Genomic DNA, 18,713 nt, shown 5'->3' with positions numbered 1-18,713 from the left:
TACCGCACACTATTAGCATAAAATTCGAAGAATCCCCCGTTCCGTCCGCCGAATGTTTTGATACATTAATATGGGCAAACACCCACTATCTGGTACGAAAAACCGCGGCCGTTCCCGGGCTCCGGAAGAGTCGGCCGCCGCCGGACAAGAGAACCAGTCGCTCGTGGTCGCCCCCATGAATCTTCTTACACGCACCCTCATCATCATCGCCCTGGCACTGGCCTGTCTGATGGGAACCCTGATTCTCGTATCGGACACGGTGCTGCTCGAGAGTTATGCCGCCCTCGAGCAGCAGGAGGTTACGAGCCAGGTGCACCGGGCGGCGAGTGCGCTCGAGAACGAGATCGCCACAATCGACACGATAAACGAGGACTGGGCCGCGTGGGACGACACCTACGCCTTCATCGACGACGAAAACGACGAGTACATCGCGTCGAACCTCGTCGATGCGACGTTTACGGGTCTCGGGCTGAACCTGATGCTGTATGCGGACACCTCGGGAGAGATCGTCCACAAAGCCTACTTCGACCTCGCCGCAGAAACCGCCCTGCCGCTCCCGGACGAGATCGCCGGGCAGCTAACCGCCGAACCGCTTCTCACGCATCACCCGGACCCGGAGAGCAGCGCCGCGGGCATCATCAAGCTTCCCGGCGGCCTTATGCTGATCTCCTCACGACCCATCATCACCAGCAACGATGAAGGGCCGGTTCGGGGAGCCCTTATCATGGGCAGGTTCCTCGACGACGATGTGGTTGCGGATATTGCAGAGACGACGCACCTCTCCCTCCGGCTCCTCGACCCGGGGAGTCCCGGCATCCCTGAAGACGTCGTCACCGGCCTGCAGGAGGCAGGGGCCGTCGCCGTGCACCCGGGCGGCCTGAACGCGGTCTCGGGATATACCCTGGCATCCGACCTGCACGGCACCCCAGCGGCCGTCCTTGCGGTTGATATGCCGCGAGCCATCTTCCAGCAGGGGATCGCGACCGTCACGTATATGGTTCTCCTGCTCCTGATCGCCGCCGTCGTATTCGGTCTGGCAACCATCTACCTCCTCCAGAAGAACATCCTCTCGCGGGTAGCCCTCGTCGACAGAAACGTCACTGCCATCGGTTCCTCGGGGGATTTTTCGTCCCGGCTCAGGAGCGAGGGAGACGACGAGATCACCGGGCTGACGGATGCGATCAACGGGATGCTCGGGACGCTCGAACACTACCACCACCACCTCGAAGACCTCGTCCGGGAACGCACCGCCGAGGTCTCGGCGGTGAACGCACACCTCAAGGCCGAGATCGCTGAGCGGCGCCTGGCCGAAGAGGAGCTTGAAAAGTACAAGGAGCACCTGGAGCGGAAAGTCGAGGAGCGGACACGCGACCTGTATGCCGCAGCCGAACTGCTCCGCATGGAGATAGAGGAGCGAAAAGCCCTTGAAGCCGAGAGGACGAAGGCGTTCGAGCAGATCGAACTGAACATGGAGCAGTTCGCGACGCTCAACGATCATATCAGGAACCCCCTGCAGGTCATCGTCGGGATTGCAAGCCTTGACGAAGAAAATGCATCCTCGACGCGCATCATCGAACAGGCGATGACCATCGACGAGATCATCAAACAGCTCGACCGGGGATGGATCGAGTCCGAGAAGATCCGGGCGTTCCTGAAGCGGCACTACTGACCGCACCGAAAAGTCAACAACCCCTGCGGGCGATGGAACCGCGATGCCTGAACTTGACCTCTACTTCGAGAGCAATACACTTCTCCGCGCCGTCGCTCCCATGCTCGGGATCGTCCCGGCGTTCTTCCGATTGGCCGTCCGGACGGGGAAGCCGAAGACTGCCTACTACTGGCCGGACGATCCGAACTGGTCAGACTTCCCGTTTCCTGCCCATGACGGGGTAGTCTACGTCTTCTGCGGCGACGGCCTTGCGTCACGTGCCGCCGGCGGGGCGCTCCATCTCCGTGCGGCGGTCAAGGTGATGAAGGGCGAACGTGCAAGCCCCGAACTCGTCGCACTCCGCATCTGGCACGAGCTCCTCCACGCCGTCGGCCAGCCCGCGGACGATATGATACCGCGTGCGGAAGAGTGGCTCCCACCGGAAGGGCTCGCGGCGTTCCGGGCGGAGCGGGCGCGGAGAAGAAGCGTGGACACGAACTACTGGCAGCAGCAGTTCTACCACTGGCTGACGGTGCGGGCGATCAGGGAGGAGACCGCCTAAAAGTCCCCGGCAACCACGACAAAGAGACCCGCCCGGACATCGGGGAGGTGCCCGGCCGTCCCGAGAGCGATCCGCTCCTCCGGGTAGCCGAGATCTTCACAGACGGCGACCTTCGTCGCGGGCGGCAGCGCCCGCCCGAGTTCCTGGAGCGAGAACGCCGGATCGGCGATGAGAAAGACGATCTTCCCGCGGTTCACCTCCCGCCCCGCCTCTTCGATCGCGTGTGTATGGTCTCTCCCGTGAGCGGCGACGACGGCCGCCCGGGTGAGCGGGAGGCGGAGGCGGGCGAAGGCCACCTGCAGCGAGGAGATGCCGGGCACCACCCTGCCGGGGAGATACCCGAGCCCCGCAAGCATCGGGTCGCCGGTCGAGAGGACGACGGCGTAGTCCGGGAGCTCCCGGAGTTTTCTGTAGTCGGTGATCGTCCGGAGATCGCAGCCGTCCGGGATATGGGCACGCACAAGACCGATCGCACGCTCCGACCCGTAGACGAGCGTCGCTTCCCGCAAAACCGCGATCGCCGCTTCGGTGATCATCCCGGGCCCGCAGCCGGTGCCGACGATTATCATCCGCTCTCTCCGATGATCCGCCCGTCGCGGCCGACGAGCACGACCCGGACGTCCGGGCATCGCTCCGCGAATGCCGCAAGTTCCCGCTGCATGATCTCCTCCCATGCCGGCGACGCCGAGAGATCCTCGACCGTCACATACCCGGTGCCCGTCAGGACGTCCGGGTTGATAAACTTCATGATCAGGCCGGGAAGACCGCAGAGGACGACGTCACCGTGTGCACGGGCAAGCGCTTCACTGATTTTGCTGCCGACCAGCACCGCCTCATGCTCCGGGAAGTAGAGGCGGGAGTAGCGCAGTCCGATTCTGCCGGTCGTCAGCACCGCCCGTTCCGTGCGGGCGACCCGGTCGAGCACCGCTTCGGTGAGGTGGTCGTCCCAGGGCTCGACGAGCCCGGTCGAGCCGAGGACGGAGATGCCGTTCACGACCCCGATCCGGGGATTGAGCGTCAGATGCGCCGTCTCCGCCCCGCGGGGAATGCTCAGCACGACGGTCACGCCTGCAATACCGGTCGTCTCAACTGCCTCGCGGATCGACCGGTCGATGCATGCCATCGCCGGTTCGCTGATCGCCGGATCGCCGGCGGCGTGCCGCGCTGTCTCCCGGGAGAAGGTGCCGATCCCCTCGCCGGGGACAAAGTGGGCTCCCGATGATGCAGGAACGGCGTACGCGGCGAACTCAAGCCCTGCCGTCACGTCACCCGCATAATCCCCGGAGTCCTTCCGGCAGGACGACCGACCCCGGTGGGCGTCCACACCGAGGGTCACGGTGAGCCCGCAAGGCACGGTCACGGCGACCTCCGTGACCTCGCCCTGCTGCAGGGAGAGGACGGCCGCCTTGCACGCCGCAGCCGCCGTCGTCCCGGTGGTGTAGCCGCGCCGGAGCACCGTGCCCGATGCGGTGAGCACACAGAGGCCCTGCTCCACCCGGGGCAGCAGGTCGGGCTGCCGACAGGCCGCCACCCATGCGTCGGGATACTCGAACTCAGTTACCGGGTCCCGCATCGGTGCCACGCTCGGCATAGATGGTGATAATCTCGTTGCACGCCGCGACCGCCACCGGCGTCCCACCACGTGTCCCCGCGTTTGAGACCGACGGGATGGCGAGCGTCCGGATCTCCTCTTTCGACTCGGCGGCGTTCACGAACCCGACCGGCGTGCCGATGACCAGCGCAGGCCGGACACCCTCCCGGATCATGGCGCAGACCAAGAGCAGCGCCGAGGGTGCGTTGCCGATGACGACGATGGCGCCGGCAAGCCGGTCTTTGAGTGCCAGAAACCCGGCGGACGTCCGGGTGATCCCCCGCTCGTGCGCGAGATCCTCGCCAAAGTCGAGGGCGCAGATGACGGGGCTTGCATGCCCTTTCTTCAGGATGCCGGTCTGCACCATCCGGATATCCGTGATGACCGGCGCTCCCGCCGCGAGCGCAGCCACGCCCGCACCGACGGGGTCCTGCGCAAACCGCATCAGGTCGGCCATCGCAAAGTCCCCGACCGCGACCGAACAGCGCTGCCGGATCCGATCCTCCGGCGTTCTGTCCCCGAGCGTGCTGCGTGCCAGAAGCCGGCTCTTTCTCGATATTGCGTATGCCTCGGGGGTGACCGCACCGAGATCAGTATACGTATTTCCGGTGGTATCCCCGTGGCGTGATGATTCCTCTGACATCCGCGTCCCTCCTCCATAGTCTGCTCTCTTCGCCGCCGACGATGGCGATCGACCGCATGTCGACGAAATCAAGCCGGTCTTCGAACGCTTCCAGCGTGGTCACCAGAATCTCTTCACCCTTCCGGAAGGCGTTCTTCACCACGCCCACAGGGGTTGTTGGTGTAGCATGGCGGCGTGCGATGGCGACGGCTTTCGCAAGGTTCTCGGGCCTGCCGTTGCTCCGCGGGTTGTACAGGGCGACCGGCACGCCCATCCGAAACGCGAGGTCGAGCCGTTCTTCGATAACCTCCCAGGGGGTGAGCAGATCCGAGAGGCTGAGCGTGACGAAGTCCCCGGAGAGCGGCGAGCCCAGCCGCGATGCCGCCGAGAGCGCCGCGGTGACGCCCGGAACGACCTCGACCGGGACGGACGAGCCGGAGCGCTCCACGACCTCGAGGACGATGCTCGCCATGCCATAGACCCCGGCGTCCCCGCCGCTCACCATCGCGACGGTCTCATGCTCTGCACGTTCGAGCGCCTTCTTCGCCCGCTCGACCTCCCGGCCCATCGAGCTTGTGATCACCTCTTTTCCCGCGAGCAGCGGCTCGACGAGGTCGAGGTAGAAGGCGTTCCCGATGACAGAGTCCGCCTCGGCGAGCGCTTTAAGAGCCCGGGGCGTCATCTGCTGCAGGTCTCCCGGTCCCGTACTGACGATGTAAAGTCTTCCTCCCGTTCTATCGCGCGACTGCAACGGTAACACTTCCATATATCTGTTTTGCAAGTATCAGTTCTCTTCGCTTCGAGGCGGCGAGCGCACAGGGCTCGGCAACGCCGGCGAGCCCGATCAGGGACGCCCGCGAAGGCCCGATCTCCTGCTCGGCGTTGATCGCCGCATCGTCGATGAAGACCAGGTTTCCCCCAAGCTCCCGGACGGCCTCGCAGAGCCCCGCTTCGTAGCGCTTCTTCGCCGTCGTCGCGTAGACCAGCACCTCGTCCTCCGCAATGCCGGCGGCGGCAAGCCCTTCCCGGATAGCGGCGGCGACCTCCGCGGCCGCGACGCCCTTCCGGCACCCGACGCCGACGGCGTATTCGCCCTTCCGAACGAGCAGGGAGACGCAGGGGCCCGCGATGACGAGCCCCGGGCCGGTGATCGTGTAGAGGGGGAGATCGGCGTCGAGGAGCGCGGCGTTGACGCGCCGGGTCGAGTCGCGGTTGACGACCTCGCAGCCCTCGGCGCGGGCAATCCCCTCCACTGACTCGCGGCCGAGCGCCTCGGTCGCGGTGGTGATCACCGGCGTGATCCCGAAAACCTCAAGCTCCCGGGCAAGGTCGTTTGCGCCGTGGTGCCCGCCGAGAATCGGGACGGCGTAGCGGAGGTCCGGGCCGACGACCACGACCGCCGGGTCCTGCCACTTGCCGGCGAGCAGGGGGGCGACCTGCCGCACCGCGATCCCGGCCGACATCAGGGCGACGATCCGCCGGTAGCGGGCAAACGCCGCCCGGAATGCATCCGGAGTATAGAGAACCACGTCGGCGCCGAGGCCGGCGGCGATCCTCCCTGCATCGGGTTCGAACCGTTCCAGGGCGATGACGGCGGTATCGGTCATGAATAGAGTACCGATCTGCCGAACCCTGAGGTCGCCGGGTCGACAACGCCGCCGATGACGATCAGGGCGGTCTTCTCGATGCCGGCGTCCCGCGCTTTTGCGGCTATGTCGGCGACGGTTCCCCGGACGATCTTCTGGTCGGGCCAGGACGCGTGGTAGACGACCGCCGCCGGCGTCTCGGGCGGGTACTCCACCTTCGCGAGCACCTCCTCCAGCATCTCGGTGCCGAGGAAGACCACCATCGTCGACCCGTGCCGGGAGAGCTCGGCGATCTGATCCTTCTCGAGCGTCGCCCCGGCCGGCCGGGCGATGATGAGGTTCTCCGAGACGTCGCGGAGGGTCAGCTGCGTCTGTAAGGCGGCCGCCGCCGCGAAGAGCGAGGAGACGCCGGGGACGATCTCGGCCTCGATCCCGCGGCGGGAGAGTTCCGTCATCTGCTCGACGATCGCGCCGTAGAGTGCGGGGTCGCCGGAGTGGAGCCTGACGACTTTTTTCCCGGCGGCCACGTGCTCCGCCATCGCGTCGACGAGCTCGGCAAGGCTCATCCCCCAGCTGTCGAGTTTGACGGCCGCGCCCGACCGCTCCACGAGCTCCGGGTTGACGAGCGAACCTGCGTAGATGAGGACGTCCGCCTCCTCGAGGAGACGCATCCCCCGGACGGTGATGAGATCGGGCGCTCCCGGACCCGCACCGACGATGAAGACCTTACCCATAGGACCGCCTCGCGAACATGATGCTGAAGTAGTCGCTCGTCACCGGCAGGTCGGCGGTGCGGTAGACCCGCTGCCCGTCCAGGAACATCCGCTCGACAAGGACGAAGTCGGTATACCCGTCTTTCCGGAGCTCCTCTGCCATCTCTGCCGGCCTTCTGACCTTCATGAAGATCCGAGAATCCGGATCCGGGCCGTCGGAGACCACGAACCCGCCGGCCACCGGGACGCCGGCCACAGCGGCGAACGCGGTGATCGAGCTGATCCCGGGATCGGTGGCGAAGGCGATGCCCGGGTGACGGTCGTCGATGATCTCGCAGAGGCGGGAGAAGGTGGAGTAGAAGTTCGGATCGCCGATGATCCCGAAGACCGCGAGCCCCTTCTCTGCCGCCGGCGCGATCCGGTCGGCGTTCCGCTCCAGGCACTCGCGGATATAGCCCTCGTCGCTGGTCATCGGAAAGTCCAGGATCTCCGCGTCGCCGCGGTAAGGCCGGACAAGGTCGTAGGCCATCCTGCCCGGGACGAAGACCGCGTCCGCCTCGCGGAGCCGCCGGACGGCACGCAGGGTGAGGAGCTCGGGGTCGCCGGGCCCAAGCCCGACGCCTACGAGCACGCCGCCGCACCCCCGACGATGATGTAGACGGGGTTCTGCGGCCGGAACATCACGCCGCCGCCGAGCTCCGCGGACCGGGAGACCTGGACGTGGACGGCCTCCCGGAAGATCCCAAGGCGCTGCATGCAGGAGACGGCCTCGGCGAGCGTCTCCACCAGCACGGCGTTCACCACGATCGTCCGCCGCACCTTCCCGGCGAGGAGGTCGAGCACCTCGGCGAGGCGCTGCGAACCCCCGACGAAGGCGCAGTCGAGCGTGCCGGCGCCGGCCAGGAAGTCGACTGCGTCGCCCTCGAAGAACTCGATCTCCGCGACCCCGGCGTCCGCAGCCGTGGCTCGCGCATACGCGATAGCCTCGGGCCGCCGGTCGACCGCATACACAAAAGCACCCAGGCCCGCTGCGGCGACGGAGACCTTGCCGGTACCGCACCCGATATCGGCAACGACGTCTCCCGGCCGGATCCCGAGTTTCTGGAGGGAAACGGCCATGACTTCATCCTGTGTAGGTCCTCCCTTCAATCCCATAGCATCCCTTGCATAAAATAAATTAAAATTGCGTTAACGATTGATTCTTTGCATTATTGAACGCGGGAGCTAATATGTCTACTGATCCGGCGGAGAATGCGCTTCCACCCCCTGTTCCTCCAGAGGAGCATCTCCTTTGTGAGACGCAAAGTAAAGGGTTTTAGAACTGCAACGACAACATGTAAACGATGCTCACAATAAACCGCGATATATGCGGATACTGCGGGTGCTGCGTCGCCGTCTGCCCGGAGGGCGCGCTCGAGCTGATCGACGCCTACCTCAGCCTCGAAGGCGACTGCATCTCCTGCGGCATCTGTGCCCGGGCATGCCCCCTCGGAGCACTGGAGGTCGTCCATGAAGAATAGGTACGACGTTCTCGTCGTCGGCGGAGGGCCTGCCGGAGCGCTCGCGGCAAGAACCGCCGCAGAGGCCGGACTCTCGGCCTGCCTCGTCGAGAAACGGCCCGCCATCGGCACGCCGGTCCGGTGTGCGGAGGGGATCGGCAAGGAGCTCTTAAAAGACTTCATCGAACCCGACGAGCGCTGGATCGCCGCCGACATCAGGCGCGCCCGGATCATTGCCCCAAGCGGCGACACCATCAAACTGGAGCAGCACCAGGCCGGCAACGAGGTCGGCTACGTCATCGACCGGAAGGTCTTCGACCGCGAACTCGTCTGGCGCGCCGCGGAGGCAGGCTCCGACGTCTTCGTCAAGACCCGGGCGGTCGCTCCCATCATGGAGAACGGCGCCGTGAAGGGTGCCCGCCTCCTCGCCTGCGGCCAGCCCGTCGATGTCCGGGCGGACGTGGTCGTCGCCGCTGACGGCGTCGAGTCCAAGTTCGCGCGCTGGGCCGGCCTCGACACGACCGTGCCCCTCGGCGATATGATGAGCTGCGCCCAGTACCTCATGACCGATATCCCGATCGACGCGGAATCGACCGACTTTTACCTCGGCAGGGATATCGCACCCGAGGGCTACCTCTGGGTCTTCCCGAAGGGCGACCGGACCGCGAACGTCGGTATCGGCATCTCGGGCAGACAGAGCAGGGACGGCAGCAGGGCACGCCATTACCTCGACCGCTTCGTCGCCGAGAACTTCCCGGACGGCAAGGTAATCGAGCACATCGTCGGCGGGGTCTCGGTCTGCAAGCCGCTGCCGTGCACGGTCGCGGACGGCCTGATGATCGCGGGCGATGCCGCACGCGTCGTCGACCCGATCACCGGCGGCGGCATCTTCAACGCGATGTTCACCGGCAGGATGGCAGGACAGGTCGCGTCGGAGTGCATCTCCGCCGGAGACTGCAGCGCCGGCGCGCTGATGAAGTACGACGAGGCGTGGCGCGTCTCCCGCATGGGCAAGACGATCGAGCGGAACTATAAGGTCAAGGACTACTTCGTCACCCTCGACGACGCGAAACTCAACACCCTCGCCGCATCACTCGCCAATATCGATATGAAGGAGTTTAAGGTCTCGACGCTCATCATGGAACTGATCAAGCGCAACCCGAAGATGCTGATGGAACTCCGGGCACTGAAAAATTCACTCGCCTGAGCGCTTCAGCTGCCGGTTGAGCAGTTTCAGCGTCTCATTCTCGGCCTCTTTTTTCGTGAACACCGTGATGACATCCCCGGGGCGGATCCGCACCGTTCCGCTCGGGATGATCAGGTCGCCGCCCGCCCGCCGGATGGCGATGAAGACGAAGTCGCGCACGTCGAGCTCCCGGATCTCGTGGTCGACGATCGGCGCCTCGTCTTCCGCAACAATCTCAAAGATCGTCCCGCCCGGGATGGAGGCCAGCTGCTGCATGTTGGGGTTCTTCGCCCAGTAGTACATCCGGGTGGCCACGAGTTCGTCCGGGTTTTCGCTGATCTTCACCCCGACCTCCTTGAAGAGTTCGGAGTGCTCCTTCTGGTTGACGATCGAGACGACGTTCATGACGTTAAAGCGTTTCGCCAGCCAGCAGGTCATCAGGTTCACTGCATCGTCGCTCGTCGTCGCAACGAGCGCGTCCGCCCGCTCGATACCGGCGTCCTCAAGGACCGACTTGTCGGTGGCGTTCCCGGTGATGGCAAGAACATCGTAGTGTTCGAGGATATCGCTTGCGCGTGCTTCATCCTGGTCGATAACGACGACGCTGTCACCGGCTCCGACCGCAATCGCAGTAAGATTCCGCCCGATACCACCGAGTCCAACGATGATTGTGTACATTCCATCTCGATTCCATCATGAGCATTAAAATACCTTCCGAAAGAAACGACTGATGTACTGTGATATGCGGGGTTGACGAGGCAGGAAAAGGCTCGGTGCTCGGCCCGATGGTCGTCGCTGCCGTGGGGTGCCGGTCGACGGACGACCTTGCAGCGCTGCCGATCAAGGACTCGAAGGGGCTCTCGGCGCGGCAGCGCGAGCGCCTCTACGATGCGATCGTCGGAGACTGCGCCATTGCCGTCATCACCATCGATGCAGACGAGATCGACAACGTCCGGAGCAGGATGACCATGAACGCCTGCGTTGCGGAACTGCACGCATCGGCGCTCTCCGGCCTGAAGCCCGAGTGCGCCTACCTCGACGCCTGCGACGTGAACGCCGAGCGCTTCGGCAGGACGGTGGGCGGCCACCTCTCCTTCCCCTGCCGGATCGTCGCCGAGCACCATGCCGACGCCGTCCACACGATCGTGGGGGCGGCCAGCATCGTCGCCAAGGTCACCCGCGACCGGGCTGTCCGGGATCTTGCAGAGCAGTACGGCGAGATCGGGAGCGGCTATCCTTCCGACGCAAAGACGATCGCGTTTCTGAGAGACTACATCCGGGTTCACGGCCAGCCGCCCGGATGCGCCCGGAAGACCTGGAAGACGGTGGCGAACCTCTACCAGAAGAGCATCCTGGACTTCTGAACGGCGAGGGAGATCCGGCAAGGGTTTTATGATTTCCGGAAGCCTACTCTAAGTGATGAGCTGGCTCCAGATACTCCTGCTGCTGCTGGCAGCATACGCCCTTATTGCTTCCTATATCAAGGAAAAGGGGCTCTTTGCGGATCATATCATGTTTTTTGGCCCAATCATGGCGATCAAGACCGAGAAGGTCGGTTTCTTCGACTGGTTCATCCGCTTCAAGAGGATACTGCAGGGGTACGGCACGCTCGGGGCGGTGATGGTCGTCTTCATCGCGGGATTCTTTACCCTGCTCCTGCTGCTGGCGCTGCCCGGGTTTTTGACCAACACCCCGAGTGCGGAGGGGATTCACGGCATTCAGAACGTCCTCGCCCTCCCCGGGGTCAACGATGCTATCCCCTTCACCGTCGCCGTCTGGCTCGGGCTGGTCGCGACGATCGTCATCCACGAGTTCGGGCACGCGATCCTCGCCCGCGTCGAGGGGATGCGGGTGAAGAGCATGGGGCTGTTGATCGCGGTCATCCCGCTCGGTGCGTTCGTCGAGCCGGACGAGGAGGACGTGGAGCAGGCGAAGGGCATGCCGAAGATCCGGATGTTCGGCGCCGGGATAGCAAACAACCTGGTGGCCGCCGTCGCCTGTTTCGTCGTCATGTTCCTGCTTCTCGGGACTGCGGTGCCGTCGGGAGCGCCGCTGATCGACGGGGTCTACGTAGACTACCCTGCTGCCGATGCCGGCGTCCCGGGGCTTTCGGTGGTGACGGCGGTCAACGGCGTGCCGGTCGCAACCCAGGAAGAGGTGTCGGCGATCATGGATCGGACCAGCCCCGGTGATGAGGTCGCGCTCACCGTCGAAAAGGACGGCGTCCCGGAGACTTATACGATGACGCTCGCCGAGTGGCCGGAGGCGCTCGCAAGCGATCGGGACTCCGGCTTTCTGGGCGTCTACTACTACAACGGCGCGGCCGTCCAGGCACGCCTGGACGCCATCGCGGGGATGGGGCCGCTCGCACCCCTGGTCATGCTGATGGCGCCGTTCGACGCCTTCATCCCGAACGCGGAGACCGGGGCGGTCGATACGCTCGGTCTGAGCGTCCTCCTCGTGGATACGCCGAAGACGATTGGATGGGACGTTCCCTTCCCAGGGTTCTGGGCGATCATCCAGATACTCTTCTGGACGGCGTGGTTCAACTTGGCGGTCGGCACCTTTAACGCGCTGCCGTTCGTCCCCCTGGACGGCGGCTATATCATGAAAGAGGGGATCGAGCGCATCTTCGAGCGGCGCGGATGGTCGCAGTACGCACCGCGGGTCGTGGCGTCGATCAGCATGTTCATGATCCTCATCATCGTCCTCTTCATGACGCTGCCCACCATCAAGGGCATCGTGGTGCCGTTCATCACCGGGACGCTCCTGCCAGCGCTGTTCTGAACGCGACCCCCTTCTAACCCGATTCTTTTTGGCCAGGCCCGGGACCTGCGAAGCAGTACTCGTGCGAAGACCTGACAGGGTTTTGTGCCACAGGCGACCTCCGACCCCGGGAACCATGACGGCAATCGCACCGGAGAGAAGAAAGGAGGTTTTCGAAAGACGGATACCGGCCGGGGGAGAGTCCCAGGAGAGACCTTTCAGGCCCGGTAATTCTCTCATTTTCAGATCGTCCTCACGACGATCAGCATACCGCAAAACAGACCGGTATAAGGAGAACAAGCGTATCTGTGCCGGGACGACCGCAAACTACATGCAATCCTGCAATTGAAATGATATATGGAAGACAATCCGGTTTCTAAGATTTTTGAATCGTTTCCCAGGCAGGGGGCGGGGGATGATGACCACACACAAAAGGCATTTTCCATGATCACAGAACCGCCAACAGGAGGTGGTGAGATCCTGGATGTTGGTTGCGGGAAGGGCGTACAGACGATGGCCCTTGCCCGCCTGTGCCCGTCCTGCAGGATAGTAGCGACAGATATTCACCAGCGTTATCTCGATGCGGTGGATGAAAAAATTGCAGCCGGAGGTTTCTCCGGGAGAATCAAAACGGTCCGTGCATCTATGGACGATCTTCCCTTTGACGAGGAGTCGTTCGACATTCTATGGGCTGAAGGATGCGCATCCATCATAGGCATCGAGAATGCCGTCAGGTACTGGAAAAAACTCCTGAAACAGGGCGGATACATGGTGATCTCGGATATATTCTGGTTTACAGAGACCCCCTCCGATGAGGCGCGGGAATTCTTCGCCGAGTTCCATCCCGCAATGATGATCGAAGAGAAAGGATCTGAGATCATCCGGAATGCCGGACTTGAGATGGTCGGATCCTTCAGGCTCCCTTCACGGGTCTGGGAAGAGAGTTTCTACGGTAACCTGAGGGAGAAGTTTGGAGAGCTCGAAGAGGAATATGCAGATGACGAGGGCGCTCTGATGGTCATTGAGGGGTTGAAAAGGCAGACCAGAATCTTTGAGAAATACCCGGATGAGTTTGGGAATACGTACTATGTGATGAGAAAACCGTTGTGAAATCAGATTAAGGCACTTCTCATCTTTTCACGTTTCATAGACATACAAGGCGTCACCATTCTCAATTCTTCCAGACCCGGCAATCACGATACGATTCAAAATCGCTGTGATCTCTCTTCGTATCAGGAGGATTGGGATGAAGAAGGATCCGATCCAAAATCACTCTCAAAAAGCCGCGAGAGGGGGATCGCCCTCTCCGTCCGCATCAGGGCTGCTCTTCTCCCTCTTTCGTCTTGCGCATCGCCGGGCTCATGGCCGGGCCGAGCTCGCCGGAGATGTCCGTCTCGATGCCCCGTGCAGCCTCTTTGACAACCGCGATCTCCTCTTCTTTTGGGATCTCCCCGAGGATGCTTTCGTCGGTCACGGCCTTCCCTTCGGGCACCTCCCCCATCTCCTCGGTCGCCCCGAGGTACGACGCGACCTGCTTCACCAGGCTCGAGAGCTCGAACGGGAAGATGATCTTCGTCGCCTGGCCGTCGGCCATCTGTTTGAGGGCATCGAGCGAGAGGACGGTGATCGCCCGCCGGTCGAGGGGCTGGGCGCCGACCGAGATGATCCGCAGCCCCTGCGCCTCTCCCTGCGCCCGGAGGATCTGGCTCTGCCGTTCGCCCTCGGCACGCAGGATCTTGCTCTGCCGCTCACCCTCGGCCTCGAGGATGATGCTCTGCCGGCTTCCTTCCGCCCGCAGAATGGCGGCGCGCTTCTCGCCGTCGGCACGGAGGATCGCCGCCCTCCGCTCGCGCTCGGCGGCGGTCTGCTCGGTCATAGCCTGCTTGACGGCGCCGACGGGGTCAACCTCTTTTATCTCCACCCGCTCGACCTTGACACCCCAGGCATCGGTCTCCCGGTCGAGGATGTCCCGCAGGCGGGCGTTGATGACGTCGCGGTTGTAGAGCACCTCGTCAAGCTCCATATCCCCGATGATGCCGCGCAGGCTCGTCTGGGCGAGCGCCACCGTCGCCGCCCGGTAGTTCATCACCTCAAAGAACGCCTTCTCCGGGTCTATCACCCGGACGTAGACGATCGCGTCGACATTCGTCGGCGAGTTGTCCTTGGTGATCACCTCCTGCGAGGGCACGTCCATCACCTGGGTCCGGAGGTCGAGCTTCTCGACCACGGTGATCAGCGGAACGACCCACCGGAACCCAGGGTTCATCCTGCCGATGTACTGCCCGAGGCGGATCTCCAGACCCTGCTGGTACGGCTGCACGATCACCACGCCCTGGGCGAAGATGACGATGATGACGATAATCAGAAAGATGGTGATTATCCCGGTTATCGGAAACTCTCCCGTAGGAATCATAGGCTCTCCTTCTCCTCAACAACGATATGCACCCCTTCCGATCGGAGCACGATAACCCTTTTCCCCACCGGGATGGTGCCGCTCTCCGACCGGGCGCTCCACTCGCTGCTCCCGATCGTCACCTTGCCGGCGAGGGTCTCTTCGTCCACCGTCCGGACGACCATGCCCTCCCGGCCCGCCAGGGAGTCGCGGCTGATCGTCGTCGGCATTCTATCCGGGGTCAGCCGCCCGTACGCCCAGACTGTGATCAGGGCGGTGCCGATGGCGGCGATCACGCCGACGATCAGCCCCCAGACGGAACTGAGGATATCGACACCGAGCAGCAGAAGAATGCCGAGGATGATCAGCACCGTGGCGGGGACGGCGATAAAAAAGCCCGGTTGATACACTTCGATCAGCAGCAGGACAGCTCCCAGTATGATCAGAATCCAGCCGAGAGCGACACCCTCTATGAGCATGAAGGAGGATACGGTTCCTCTCTATAAATACTATCCCGGAACCGGACTAGCCGAGATCCATCACCTGCGTAACCCCCGGCGGCACGGTGCGCGACACCGGCAACGGCTCGCTCCCGGGCGGCGCGATGGTGACGGTGAACTGCTCGTAGGGTGGGAGCGCAGTGCCCGGGTAGACCAGTACCTCGAACTGCTCGCCGGGTTCAAGGATATCGTCGTCGTCCGCCTGCTGTCCCGGTATCCGGTGGAACCTGCGGAGGACCGTCCAGTTCTGCGGGCGGACCGGGACGGCGCTTGTGAGCGGCAGGACTTCCCGGCCGGCTCTGGTCGCGAACGTCACCGTTGCCCTGCTCATATCGACCGCCCCCATGTCCCCGATAAAGAGCCCTATCGTGAAGGAGACCGAGCCCATCCGCCCCGGGTCGGGCTGGTCGCACCAGAGAGAGGCGTCGCCGACGTTCCCGTTCACGCAGGCGTATCCGTAGACGCTGCCTTCGAGGCAGAGCATGCCGCCCGTCTCTTCGAGGCCGGCGACGACCACCCCGCCGGGAACGGCCGGCGGCGCAGCCAGATGCTGCATCGCAAGCGCCACGACGATACCCGCAACGATAACGGTCAGGATCGCTTCGAGGACGGTCACGCCGCTCTCATCCATACCGGTCTTCATCCTACCTATCTTCCGTCTTCATCCTTCTTCCCGTTTTGCCAGGTTCATCCGGTAGAAGACCTCCGGAGCGCCGAACGAGACCCACCCGGCCGCCACCGTCGCCCGGAGGTAGGTGAGGGCGTATGCGGCAAAGCCGTCGCCGTCCGGCACAACGAGCCCGAACCCGAGCCAGATGGCTCCCGCAACGGCGATCCCGAAGAGATACCGGAGGAGCAGCACCCCGGCCCGGGCATCGGCACTGCACATACTGCCGCGGTGCGACTGGAGGGCGGCGCCCGCTGCAAACCCGAAAAGCATGCCCGTCGCGATCAGGCCGTCCCGGGGATAGAGCGGGTCGATCGGCTCGCCCGACCGCGCAAGCGCCTCCGTGACCCATGCCTGCGGGAGGTGCCAGTCCCCGAGGCTCGCGACGGCGGCGAGCGAGAGCGCCAGCAGCCCGAGCGAGGCCAGCGCCGCCGCAAGCACCTGCCGCTGCACCGGCAGGCGGGCGAGCCGGGCGGCGGCCGGCTCTTCGAAGCGGAGGAAGACCGCCAGGACGGCAAGCCCGACCACCCACCCGGCGACGGTGTCCATCGGGAAGTGCACCCCTTCATAGACCCGCGAGACGCCGATGAGGACGACCAGCACCGCGGCGAGGGCGGTCACCCACCACCGCCGGGCCTTTGCGGCGATATAGCCCCAGAACGTTGCTGCCCCCTGCGCATGCGCTGAGGGGAGGCCGAACGAGGGGTAGGTGTTCAGCACCGCGACCTCCCCGCTGACCCAGTAGGGACGCGGCAGGTGGAACGCGATCTTCAGGGCGTCGTTCAGGCCGGCGGTGAGCCCGAGGAGAAGGCCGATGCGGAGGCCGAACCGGGGATCGCGGCACCAGTAGAAGAGCGGGATAACGAGGAGATAGAACTCCGGCAGCCCCAGGAACGAGAAGATGCGCATGGGAATGTCAAGCCAGGCAGCCTGGCTCTGGAGCGCCTGAATGATCCCGATCTGAACCTCCATCCACCCGTTCACGCATATCTTCCTCTCATCATAGATTACTCACTATCTGCGGCAGCGCTTCGGCGATCCCGCTGATGATGAACTGCACCGCAAGCGCCAGAACGATGATGGCCATCAGTTTCGGGATGACGTTGAGCCCTTCCCGCCCGATGTAGCGAAAGATCTCAGGGCCATAAAGCATCCCTGCGTATGAGATGGCGATCGCGAGCAGGATCGCCCCGACGACCACAGCGAGCTGGAGCGGGCCGTTCGAACCGGAGGCGAGCAGGATGACCGTGGTGATCGTGCCGGCCCCGCAGGTGAGCGGGAATGCCAGCGGCACGATGGCGATGTTCTCGAGCTCTTCCCCCGAGTAGGTCTCCTTCCGGGGTTTGAGCATCTCCGTCGCGGTGCTGACGAGCAGAATACCGCCGGCTATCCGGAACGCCGGGACGGTGATCGAGAAGAACGAGAAGAGGAGCTGCCCGGTGAACGCAAAGAAGACCATAACGATCAGCGAGATCTTCAGCGCCTGTCGGATCACCTTCCGACGTTCCGACTCATGCATTCCCTCCAGAAGCGCCGTCGAGACCGCCGTCGTCGATGCGGGGTTGATGATGGCGATCAGCGAGGCGAAGGAGACCAGGGCGAATTCAAGCAGCCCTTCTGTCCCGGATATCGTTGCCATACCCTCCCATCTCCGTGAAACCCGGCCGGCGGACCCTCCGGGGATGCCGCCGGTCGTCCTGTCGGATCTGGTACGGCGATTTATAAGAAGTACGCGGGTTCCCGCCCGGCCGGGTCAGGAGCGCTTCTGCATGGTCGCGAAGGTATCCAGGAGCGATTTTGTGATCTCACCCCCGATCGCTGGCCGGGTCGACTCGAGCCAGATGAAGAAGCCGGCCATATGCGGCGTCCTGCGGCTCTCGAACTTGAATCCGCCCGATCGGTCGGGGACCATCTTGAGGTACTCCCGCCGATCGCGCGCGCGCAGGTAGATGATCGGTTTGTACTCGGGAAGGTTGACCGCCAGCACGACCTTTGAGAACTGTTTTGCGATCGCGTCCGGGTCGTAGCCCTTTCCCTTGATCCGGATGGGATGGTGCTGGTCGAGCATCCGGATGGCGGACGGGTAGAGCCCGCCGAAGAGGACCTTCTTGACGATCGGCGGGATCTCGTCGGCCGCTCTGAGCGCCTCGATCCCCCCGTCCCCGGTCACGGACGCGATGATGCTCTGGAGACGCTCGTCGTGGAGCTGTTTGTAGTCGAACGGCCGGCGGGGCGCAATCTCCGCGATGGGGATCATCTTCGGGTTTTTGATCCGCTGCTTTGCCGGGACGCGCCGGAGATCCCGCGGCCGGATAAGGGATTTGAGGTTCTCGCAGGACGAGGTCGTCAGGAGCACGTTGTCCGGCTCTTTCATGAGCCGCCGGACAACCGCCGTCCGCGAGATGTCGACGGATGAGATCAGCAGGAACGGCACGTTCGGCTGGCCGTAGAGGTAGCCGAAGAGGCGTTTTTTGTAGTGGATCTCTTCCTCGAGTTCCTTGAGGTCGGCGGGGGAAGTGATGATCTCCCCGAAGGCAAACGTCCCGGCATGGTCGATCAGCACCAGGTCGACCTCGGCGAGGTCCTGGCCGTTGCCCCGGACCTTGATATCGCCGATGTTCGAATAGAAGAGCCCGTTCTGCCCGAGCTGGGCACGTTTCGGCCTGCCCGGGGCATCCGCCCCGCGCATCACGACCGACCGGATCAGGTCGGACTGCATGGAGAGGTCAATGACCATCTCGTAGATGATCGCCTCGTACCACCGGCCTTCGGCGGTCCGCATCTGGGGGATATCTTCGGAGAAGAGTTTTTTCCTGTCTGCGGGCCGGAGGTGGCGCAGCGCCCGCATGACGATCTCGCGCGTCGGCTCAAAGGTGCCGAAGGTCTTATTCAGCCAGGTGATCATCTGCAACATATTCTACCTGCATTCCGTCCGCTCGGGCGGTTATTTTCGGGCAGCGATATCGATGGAGGGGATTATC

The 18,713-nt window shown here is 63.8% G+C and carries 22 protein-coding genes; 7 read left to right on the top strand and 15 right to left on the bottom strand.

The annotated features are described in order from the left end of the window. Nucleotides 1–175 precede the first annotated feature (175 nt). The gene (locus tag FGU65_RS09850) at nt 176–1,669 is read left to right on the top strand and encodes a CHASE4 domain-containing protein (protein WP_301664290.1); all 1,494 of its coding nucleotides are present in this window, start codon (nt 176–178) and stop codon (nt 1,667–1,669) included. A 43-nt stretch (nt 1,670–1,712) separates the two neighbouring features. Further along, nucleotides 1,713–2,210 (top strand): hypothetical protein, encoded by a 498-nt coding sequence (locus FGU65_RS09845; RefSeq protein WP_301664289.1) that lies wholly within the window; start codon nt 1,713–1,715, stop codon nt 2,208–2,210. Here the strand turns inward: FGU65_RS09845 and FGU65_RS09840 are convergent. The 8 genes from FGU65_RS09840 to FGU65_RS09805 are packed head-to-tail and all read right to left on the bottom strand — an operon-like array spanning nt 2,207 to nt 7,877. Further along, nucleotides 2,207–2,779, bottom strand: coding sequence for a cobalt-precorrin-7 (C(5))-methyltransferase (locus tag FGU65_RS09840; RefSeq protein WP_301664288.1), 573 nt, complete (start codon nt 2,777–2,779; stop codon nt 2,207–2,209). The two genes, FGU65_RS09845 and FGU65_RS09840, sit on opposite strands and share 4 nt — an antisense overlap. After that, nucleotides 2,776–3,783 carry a cobalt-precorrin-5B (C(1))-methyltransferase gene (locus FGU65_RS09835; RefSeq protein ID WP_301664287.1) on the bottom strand — a complete coding sequence of 336 codons (1,008 nt, stop codon included), beginning with the start codon at nt 3,781–3,783 and terminating at the stop codon, nt 2,776–2,778. The genes FGU65_RS09840 and FGU65_RS09835 overlap by 4 nt, the downstream gene beginning before the upstream one ends. Beyond that, a complete protein-coding gene (locus FGU65_RS09830) occupies nt 3,764–4,444 on the bottom strand; it encodes a precorrin-8X methylmutase (RefSeq protein WP_301664286.1) in 681 nt (226 codons plus the stop codon). The genes FGU65_RS09835 and FGU65_RS09830 overlap by 20 nt, the downstream gene beginning before the upstream one ends. Continuing rightward, complete coding sequence (gene cobJ / locus FGU65_RS09825) at nt 4,392–5,189, bottom strand: precorrin-3B C(17)-methyltransferase (protein ID WP_301664285.1); 798 nt, start codon at nt 5,187–5,189, stop codon at nt 4,392–4,394. The genes FGU65_RS09830 and cobJ overlap by 53 nt, the downstream gene beginning before the upstream one ends. Continuing rightward, complete coding sequence (gene cbiG / locus FGU65_RS09820) at nt 5,158–6,030, bottom strand: cobalt-precorrin 5A hydrolase (protein WP_301664284.1); 873 nt, start codon at nt 6,028–6,030, stop codon at nt 5,158–5,160. The genes cobJ and cbiG overlap by 32 nt, the downstream gene beginning before the upstream one ends. Continuing rightward, entirely contained in the window at nt 6,027–6,743 is a 717-nt protein-coding gene (gene cobM, locus FGU65_RS09815; protein WP_301664283.1) for a precorrin-4 C(11)-methyltransferase, read from the bottom strand. Before cobM ends, cbiG begins: the two co-directional genes overlap by 4 nt. Further along, on the bottom strand, nt 6,736–7,353 hold the full coding sequence (locus FGU65_RS09810; RefSeq protein WP_301664282.1) for a cobalt-factor II C(20)-methyltransferase: 618 nt from the start codon (nt 7,351–7,353) through the stop codon (nt 6,736–6,738). Before FGU65_RS09810 ends, cobM begins: the two co-directional genes overlap by 8 nt. Then, nucleotides 7,344–7,877: a bifunctional cobalt-precorrin-7 (C(5))-methyltransferase/cobalt-precorrin-6B (C(15))-methyltransferase gene (locus FGU65_RS09805; protein ID WP_367652377.1), complete on the bottom strand. Its 534-nt coding sequence runs from the start codon at nt 7,875–7,877 to the stop codon at nt 7,344–7,346. The genes FGU65_RS09810 and FGU65_RS09805 overlap by 10 nt, the downstream gene beginning before the upstream one ends. Before the next feature lie 188 nt (nt 7,878–8,065). On the opposite strand from FGU65_RS09805, the gene FGU65_RS09800 reads away from it, so the two are divergent. Together FGU65_RS09800 and FGU65_RS09795 are read left to right on the top strand one after the other, a co-directional pair. Beyond that, nucleotides 8,066–8,242, top strand: coding sequence for a 4Fe-4S binding protein (locus tag FGU65_RS09800; RefSeq protein ID WP_301664281.1), 177 nt, complete (start codon nt 8,066–8,068; stop codon nt 8,240–8,242). Further along, nucleotides 8,232–9,428: an NAD(P)/FAD-dependent oxidoreductase gene (locus FGU65_RS09795; protein WP_301664280.1), complete on the top strand. Its 1,197-nt coding sequence runs from the start codon at nt 8,232–8,234 to the stop codon at nt 9,426–9,428. The genes FGU65_RS09800 and FGU65_RS09795 overlap by 11 nt, the downstream gene beginning before the upstream one ends. Here the strand turns inward: FGU65_RS09795 and FGU65_RS09790 are convergent. Then, nucleotides 9,417–10,085 (bottom strand): potassium channel family protein, encoded by a 669-nt coding sequence (locus FGU65_RS09790; protein ID WP_301664279.1) that lies wholly within the window; start codon nt 10,083–10,085, stop codon nt 9,417–9,419. The genes FGU65_RS09795 and FGU65_RS09790 overlap by 12 nt on opposite strands. Nucleotides 10,086–10,144: 59 nt before the next feature. Here FGU65_RS09790 and rnhB point away from each other — a divergent pair, with 59 nt between their 5' ends. From rnhB to FGU65_RS09775, 3 genes are all read left to right on the top strand, one after another. Continuing rightward, nucleotides 10,145–10,771: a ribonuclease HII gene (gene rnhB / locus FGU65_RS09785; protein WP_301664278.1), complete on the top strand. Its 627-nt coding sequence runs from the start codon at nt 10,145–10,147 to the stop codon at nt 10,769–10,771. 55 nt (nt 10,772–10,826) lie between these two features. Then, nucleotides 10,827–12,194, top strand: a complete 1,368-nt coding sequence (locus tag FGU65_RS09780; RefSeq protein ID WP_301664277.1) for a site-2 protease family protein — start codon at nt 10,827–10,829, stop codon at nt 12,192–12,194. A 336-nt stretch (nt 12,195–12,530) separates the two neighbouring features. Continuing rightward, nucleotides 12,531–13,283: a class I SAM-dependent methyltransferase gene (locus tag FGU65_RS09775; RefSeq protein ID WP_301664276.1), complete on the top strand. Its 753-nt coding sequence runs from the start codon at nt 12,531–12,533 to the stop codon at nt 13,281–13,283. Nucleotides 13,284–13,488: 205 nt separating this feature from the next. On the opposite strand, the gene FGU65_RS09770 is transcribed toward FGU65_RS09775, so the two are convergent. The 6 genes from FGU65_RS09770 to FGU65_RS09745 form a co-directional block, all read right to left on the bottom strand. Further along, nucleotides 13,489–14,586 (bottom strand): SPFH domain-containing protein, encoded by a 1,098-nt coding sequence (locus FGU65_RS09770; RefSeq protein WP_301664275.1) that lies wholly within the window; start codon nt 14,584–14,586, stop codon nt 13,489–13,491. Beyond that, on the bottom strand, nt 14,583–15,044 hold the full coding sequence (locus FGU65_RS09765; protein ID WP_301664274.1) for an NfeD family protein: 462 nt from the start codon (nt 15,042–15,044) through the stop codon (nt 14,583–14,585). The genes FGU65_RS09770 and FGU65_RS09765 overlap by 4 nt, the downstream gene beginning before the upstream one ends. 46 nt (nt 15,045–15,090) lie before the next feature. After that, complete coding sequence (locus FGU65_RS09760; protein ID WP_301664273.1) at nt 15,091–15,708, bottom strand: hypothetical protein; 618 nt, start codon at nt 15,706–15,708, stop codon at nt 15,091–15,093. A gap of 18 nt (nt 15,709–15,726) precedes the next feature. Next, on the bottom strand, nt 15,727–16,704 hold the full coding sequence (locus FGU65_RS09755) for a phosphatase PAP2 family protein (RefSeq protein ID WP_301664272.1): 978 nt from the start codon (nt 16,702–16,704) through the stop codon (nt 15,727–15,729). A gap of 28 nt (nt 16,705–16,732) precedes the next feature. Then, nucleotides 16,733–17,371: a MarC family protein gene (locus FGU65_RS09750; RefSeq protein WP_301664271.1), complete on the bottom strand. Its 639-nt coding sequence runs from the start codon at nt 17,369–17,371 to the stop codon at nt 16,733–16,735. A gap of 114 nt (nt 17,372–17,485) precedes the next feature. Continuing rightward, on the bottom strand, nt 17,486–18,646 hold the full coding sequence (locus FGU65_RS09745) for a hypothetical protein (protein ID WP_301664270.1): 1,161 nt from the start codon (nt 18,644–18,646) through the stop codon (nt 17,486–17,488). Nucleotides 18,647–18,713: the final 67 nt, after the last annotated feature.

Origin of the sequence: Methanoculleus frigidifontis, from assembly GCF_030464345.1 — an archaeon.
GTDB lineage: Archaea > Halobacteriota > Methanomicrobia > Methanomicrobiales > Methanoculleaceae > Methanoculleus_A > Methanoculleus_A frigidifontis.
Note: the sequence above shows the minus strand (reverse complement) of the source record. Positions and strands in the feature narration are given on the sequence as shown.

Bases quoted from the DNA above. Each gene is read 5' to 3' on its own strand.
- FGU65_RS09850 (WP_301664290.1), top strand. From the start codon at position 176: ATGAATCTTCTTACACGCACCCTCATCATCATCGCCCTGGCACTGGCC.
- FGU65_RS09845 (WP_301664289.1), top strand. From the start codon at position 1,713: ATGCCTGAACTTGACCTCTACTTCGAGAGCAATACACTTCTCCGCGCC.
- FGU65_RS09840 (WP_301664288.1), bottom strand. From the start codon at position 2,779: ATGATAATCGTCGGCACCGGCTGCGGGCCCGGGATGATCACCGAAGCG.
- FGU65_RS09835 (WP_301664287.1), bottom strand. From the start codon at position 3,783: ATGCGGGACCCGGTAACTGAGTTCGAGTATCCCGACGCATGGGTGGCG.
- FGU65_RS09830 (WP_301664286.1), bottom strand. From the start codon at position 4,444: ATGTCAGAGGAATCATCACGCCACGGGGATACCACCGGAAATACGTAT.
- cobJ (WP_301664285.1), bottom strand. From the start codon at position 5,189: ATGGAAGTGTTACCGTTGCAGTCGCGCGATAGAACGGGAGGAAGACTT.
- cbiG (WP_301664284.1), bottom strand. From the start codon at position 6,030: ATGACCGATACCGCCGTCATCGCCCTGGAACGGTTCGAACCCGATGCA.
- cobM (WP_301664283.1), bottom strand. From the start codon at position 6,743: ATGGGTAAGGTCTTCATCGTCGGTGCGGGTCCGGGAGCGCCCGATCTC.
- FGU65_RS09805 (WP_367652377.1), bottom strand. From the start codon at position 7,877: ATGGGATTGAAGGGAGGACCTACACAGGATGAAGTCATGGCCGTTTCC.
- FGU65_RS09800 (WP_301664281.1), top strand. From the start codon at position 8,066: ATGCTCACAATAAACCGCGATATATGCGGATACTGCGGGTGCTGCGTC.
- FGU65_RS09795 (WP_301664280.1), top strand. From the start codon at position 8,232: ATGAAGAATAGGTACGACGTTCTCGTCGTCGGCGGAGGGCCTGCCGGA.
- FGU65_RS09790 (WP_301664279.1), bottom strand. From the start codon at position 10,085: ATGTACACAATCATCGTTGGACTCGGTGGTATCGGGCGGAATCTTACT.
- FGU65_RS09780 (WP_301664277.1), top strand. From the start codon at position 10,827: ATGAGCTGGCTCCAGATACTCCTGCTGCTGCTGGCAGCATACGCCCTT.
- FGU65_RS09775 (WP_301664276.1), top strand. From the start codon at position 12,531: ATGGAAGACAATCCGGTTTCTAAGATTTTTGAATCGTTTCCCAGGCAG.
- FGU65_RS09770 (WP_301664275.1), bottom strand. From the start codon at position 14,586: ATGATTCCTACGGGAGAGTTTCCGATAACCGGGATAATCACCATCTTT.
- FGU65_RS09765 (WP_301664274.1), bottom strand. From the start codon at position 15,044: ATGCTCATAGAGGGTGTCGCTCTCGGCTGGATTCTGATCATACTGGGA.
- FGU65_RS09760 (WP_301664273.1), bottom strand. From the start codon at position 15,708: ATGAAGACCGGTATGGATGAGAGCGGCGTGACCGTCCTCGAAGCGATC.
- FGU65_RS09755 (WP_301664272.1), bottom strand. From the start codon at position 16,704: ATGGAGGTTCAGATCGGGATCATTCAGGCGCTCCAGAGCCAGGCTGCC.
- FGU65_RS09750 (WP_301664271.1), bottom strand. From the start codon at position 17,371: ATGGCAACGATATCCGGGACAGAAGGGCTGCTTGAATTCGCCCTGGTC.
- FGU65_RS09745 (WP_301664270.1), bottom strand. From the start codon at position 18,646: ATGTTGCAGATGATCACCTGGCTGAATAAGACCTTCGGCACCTTTGAG.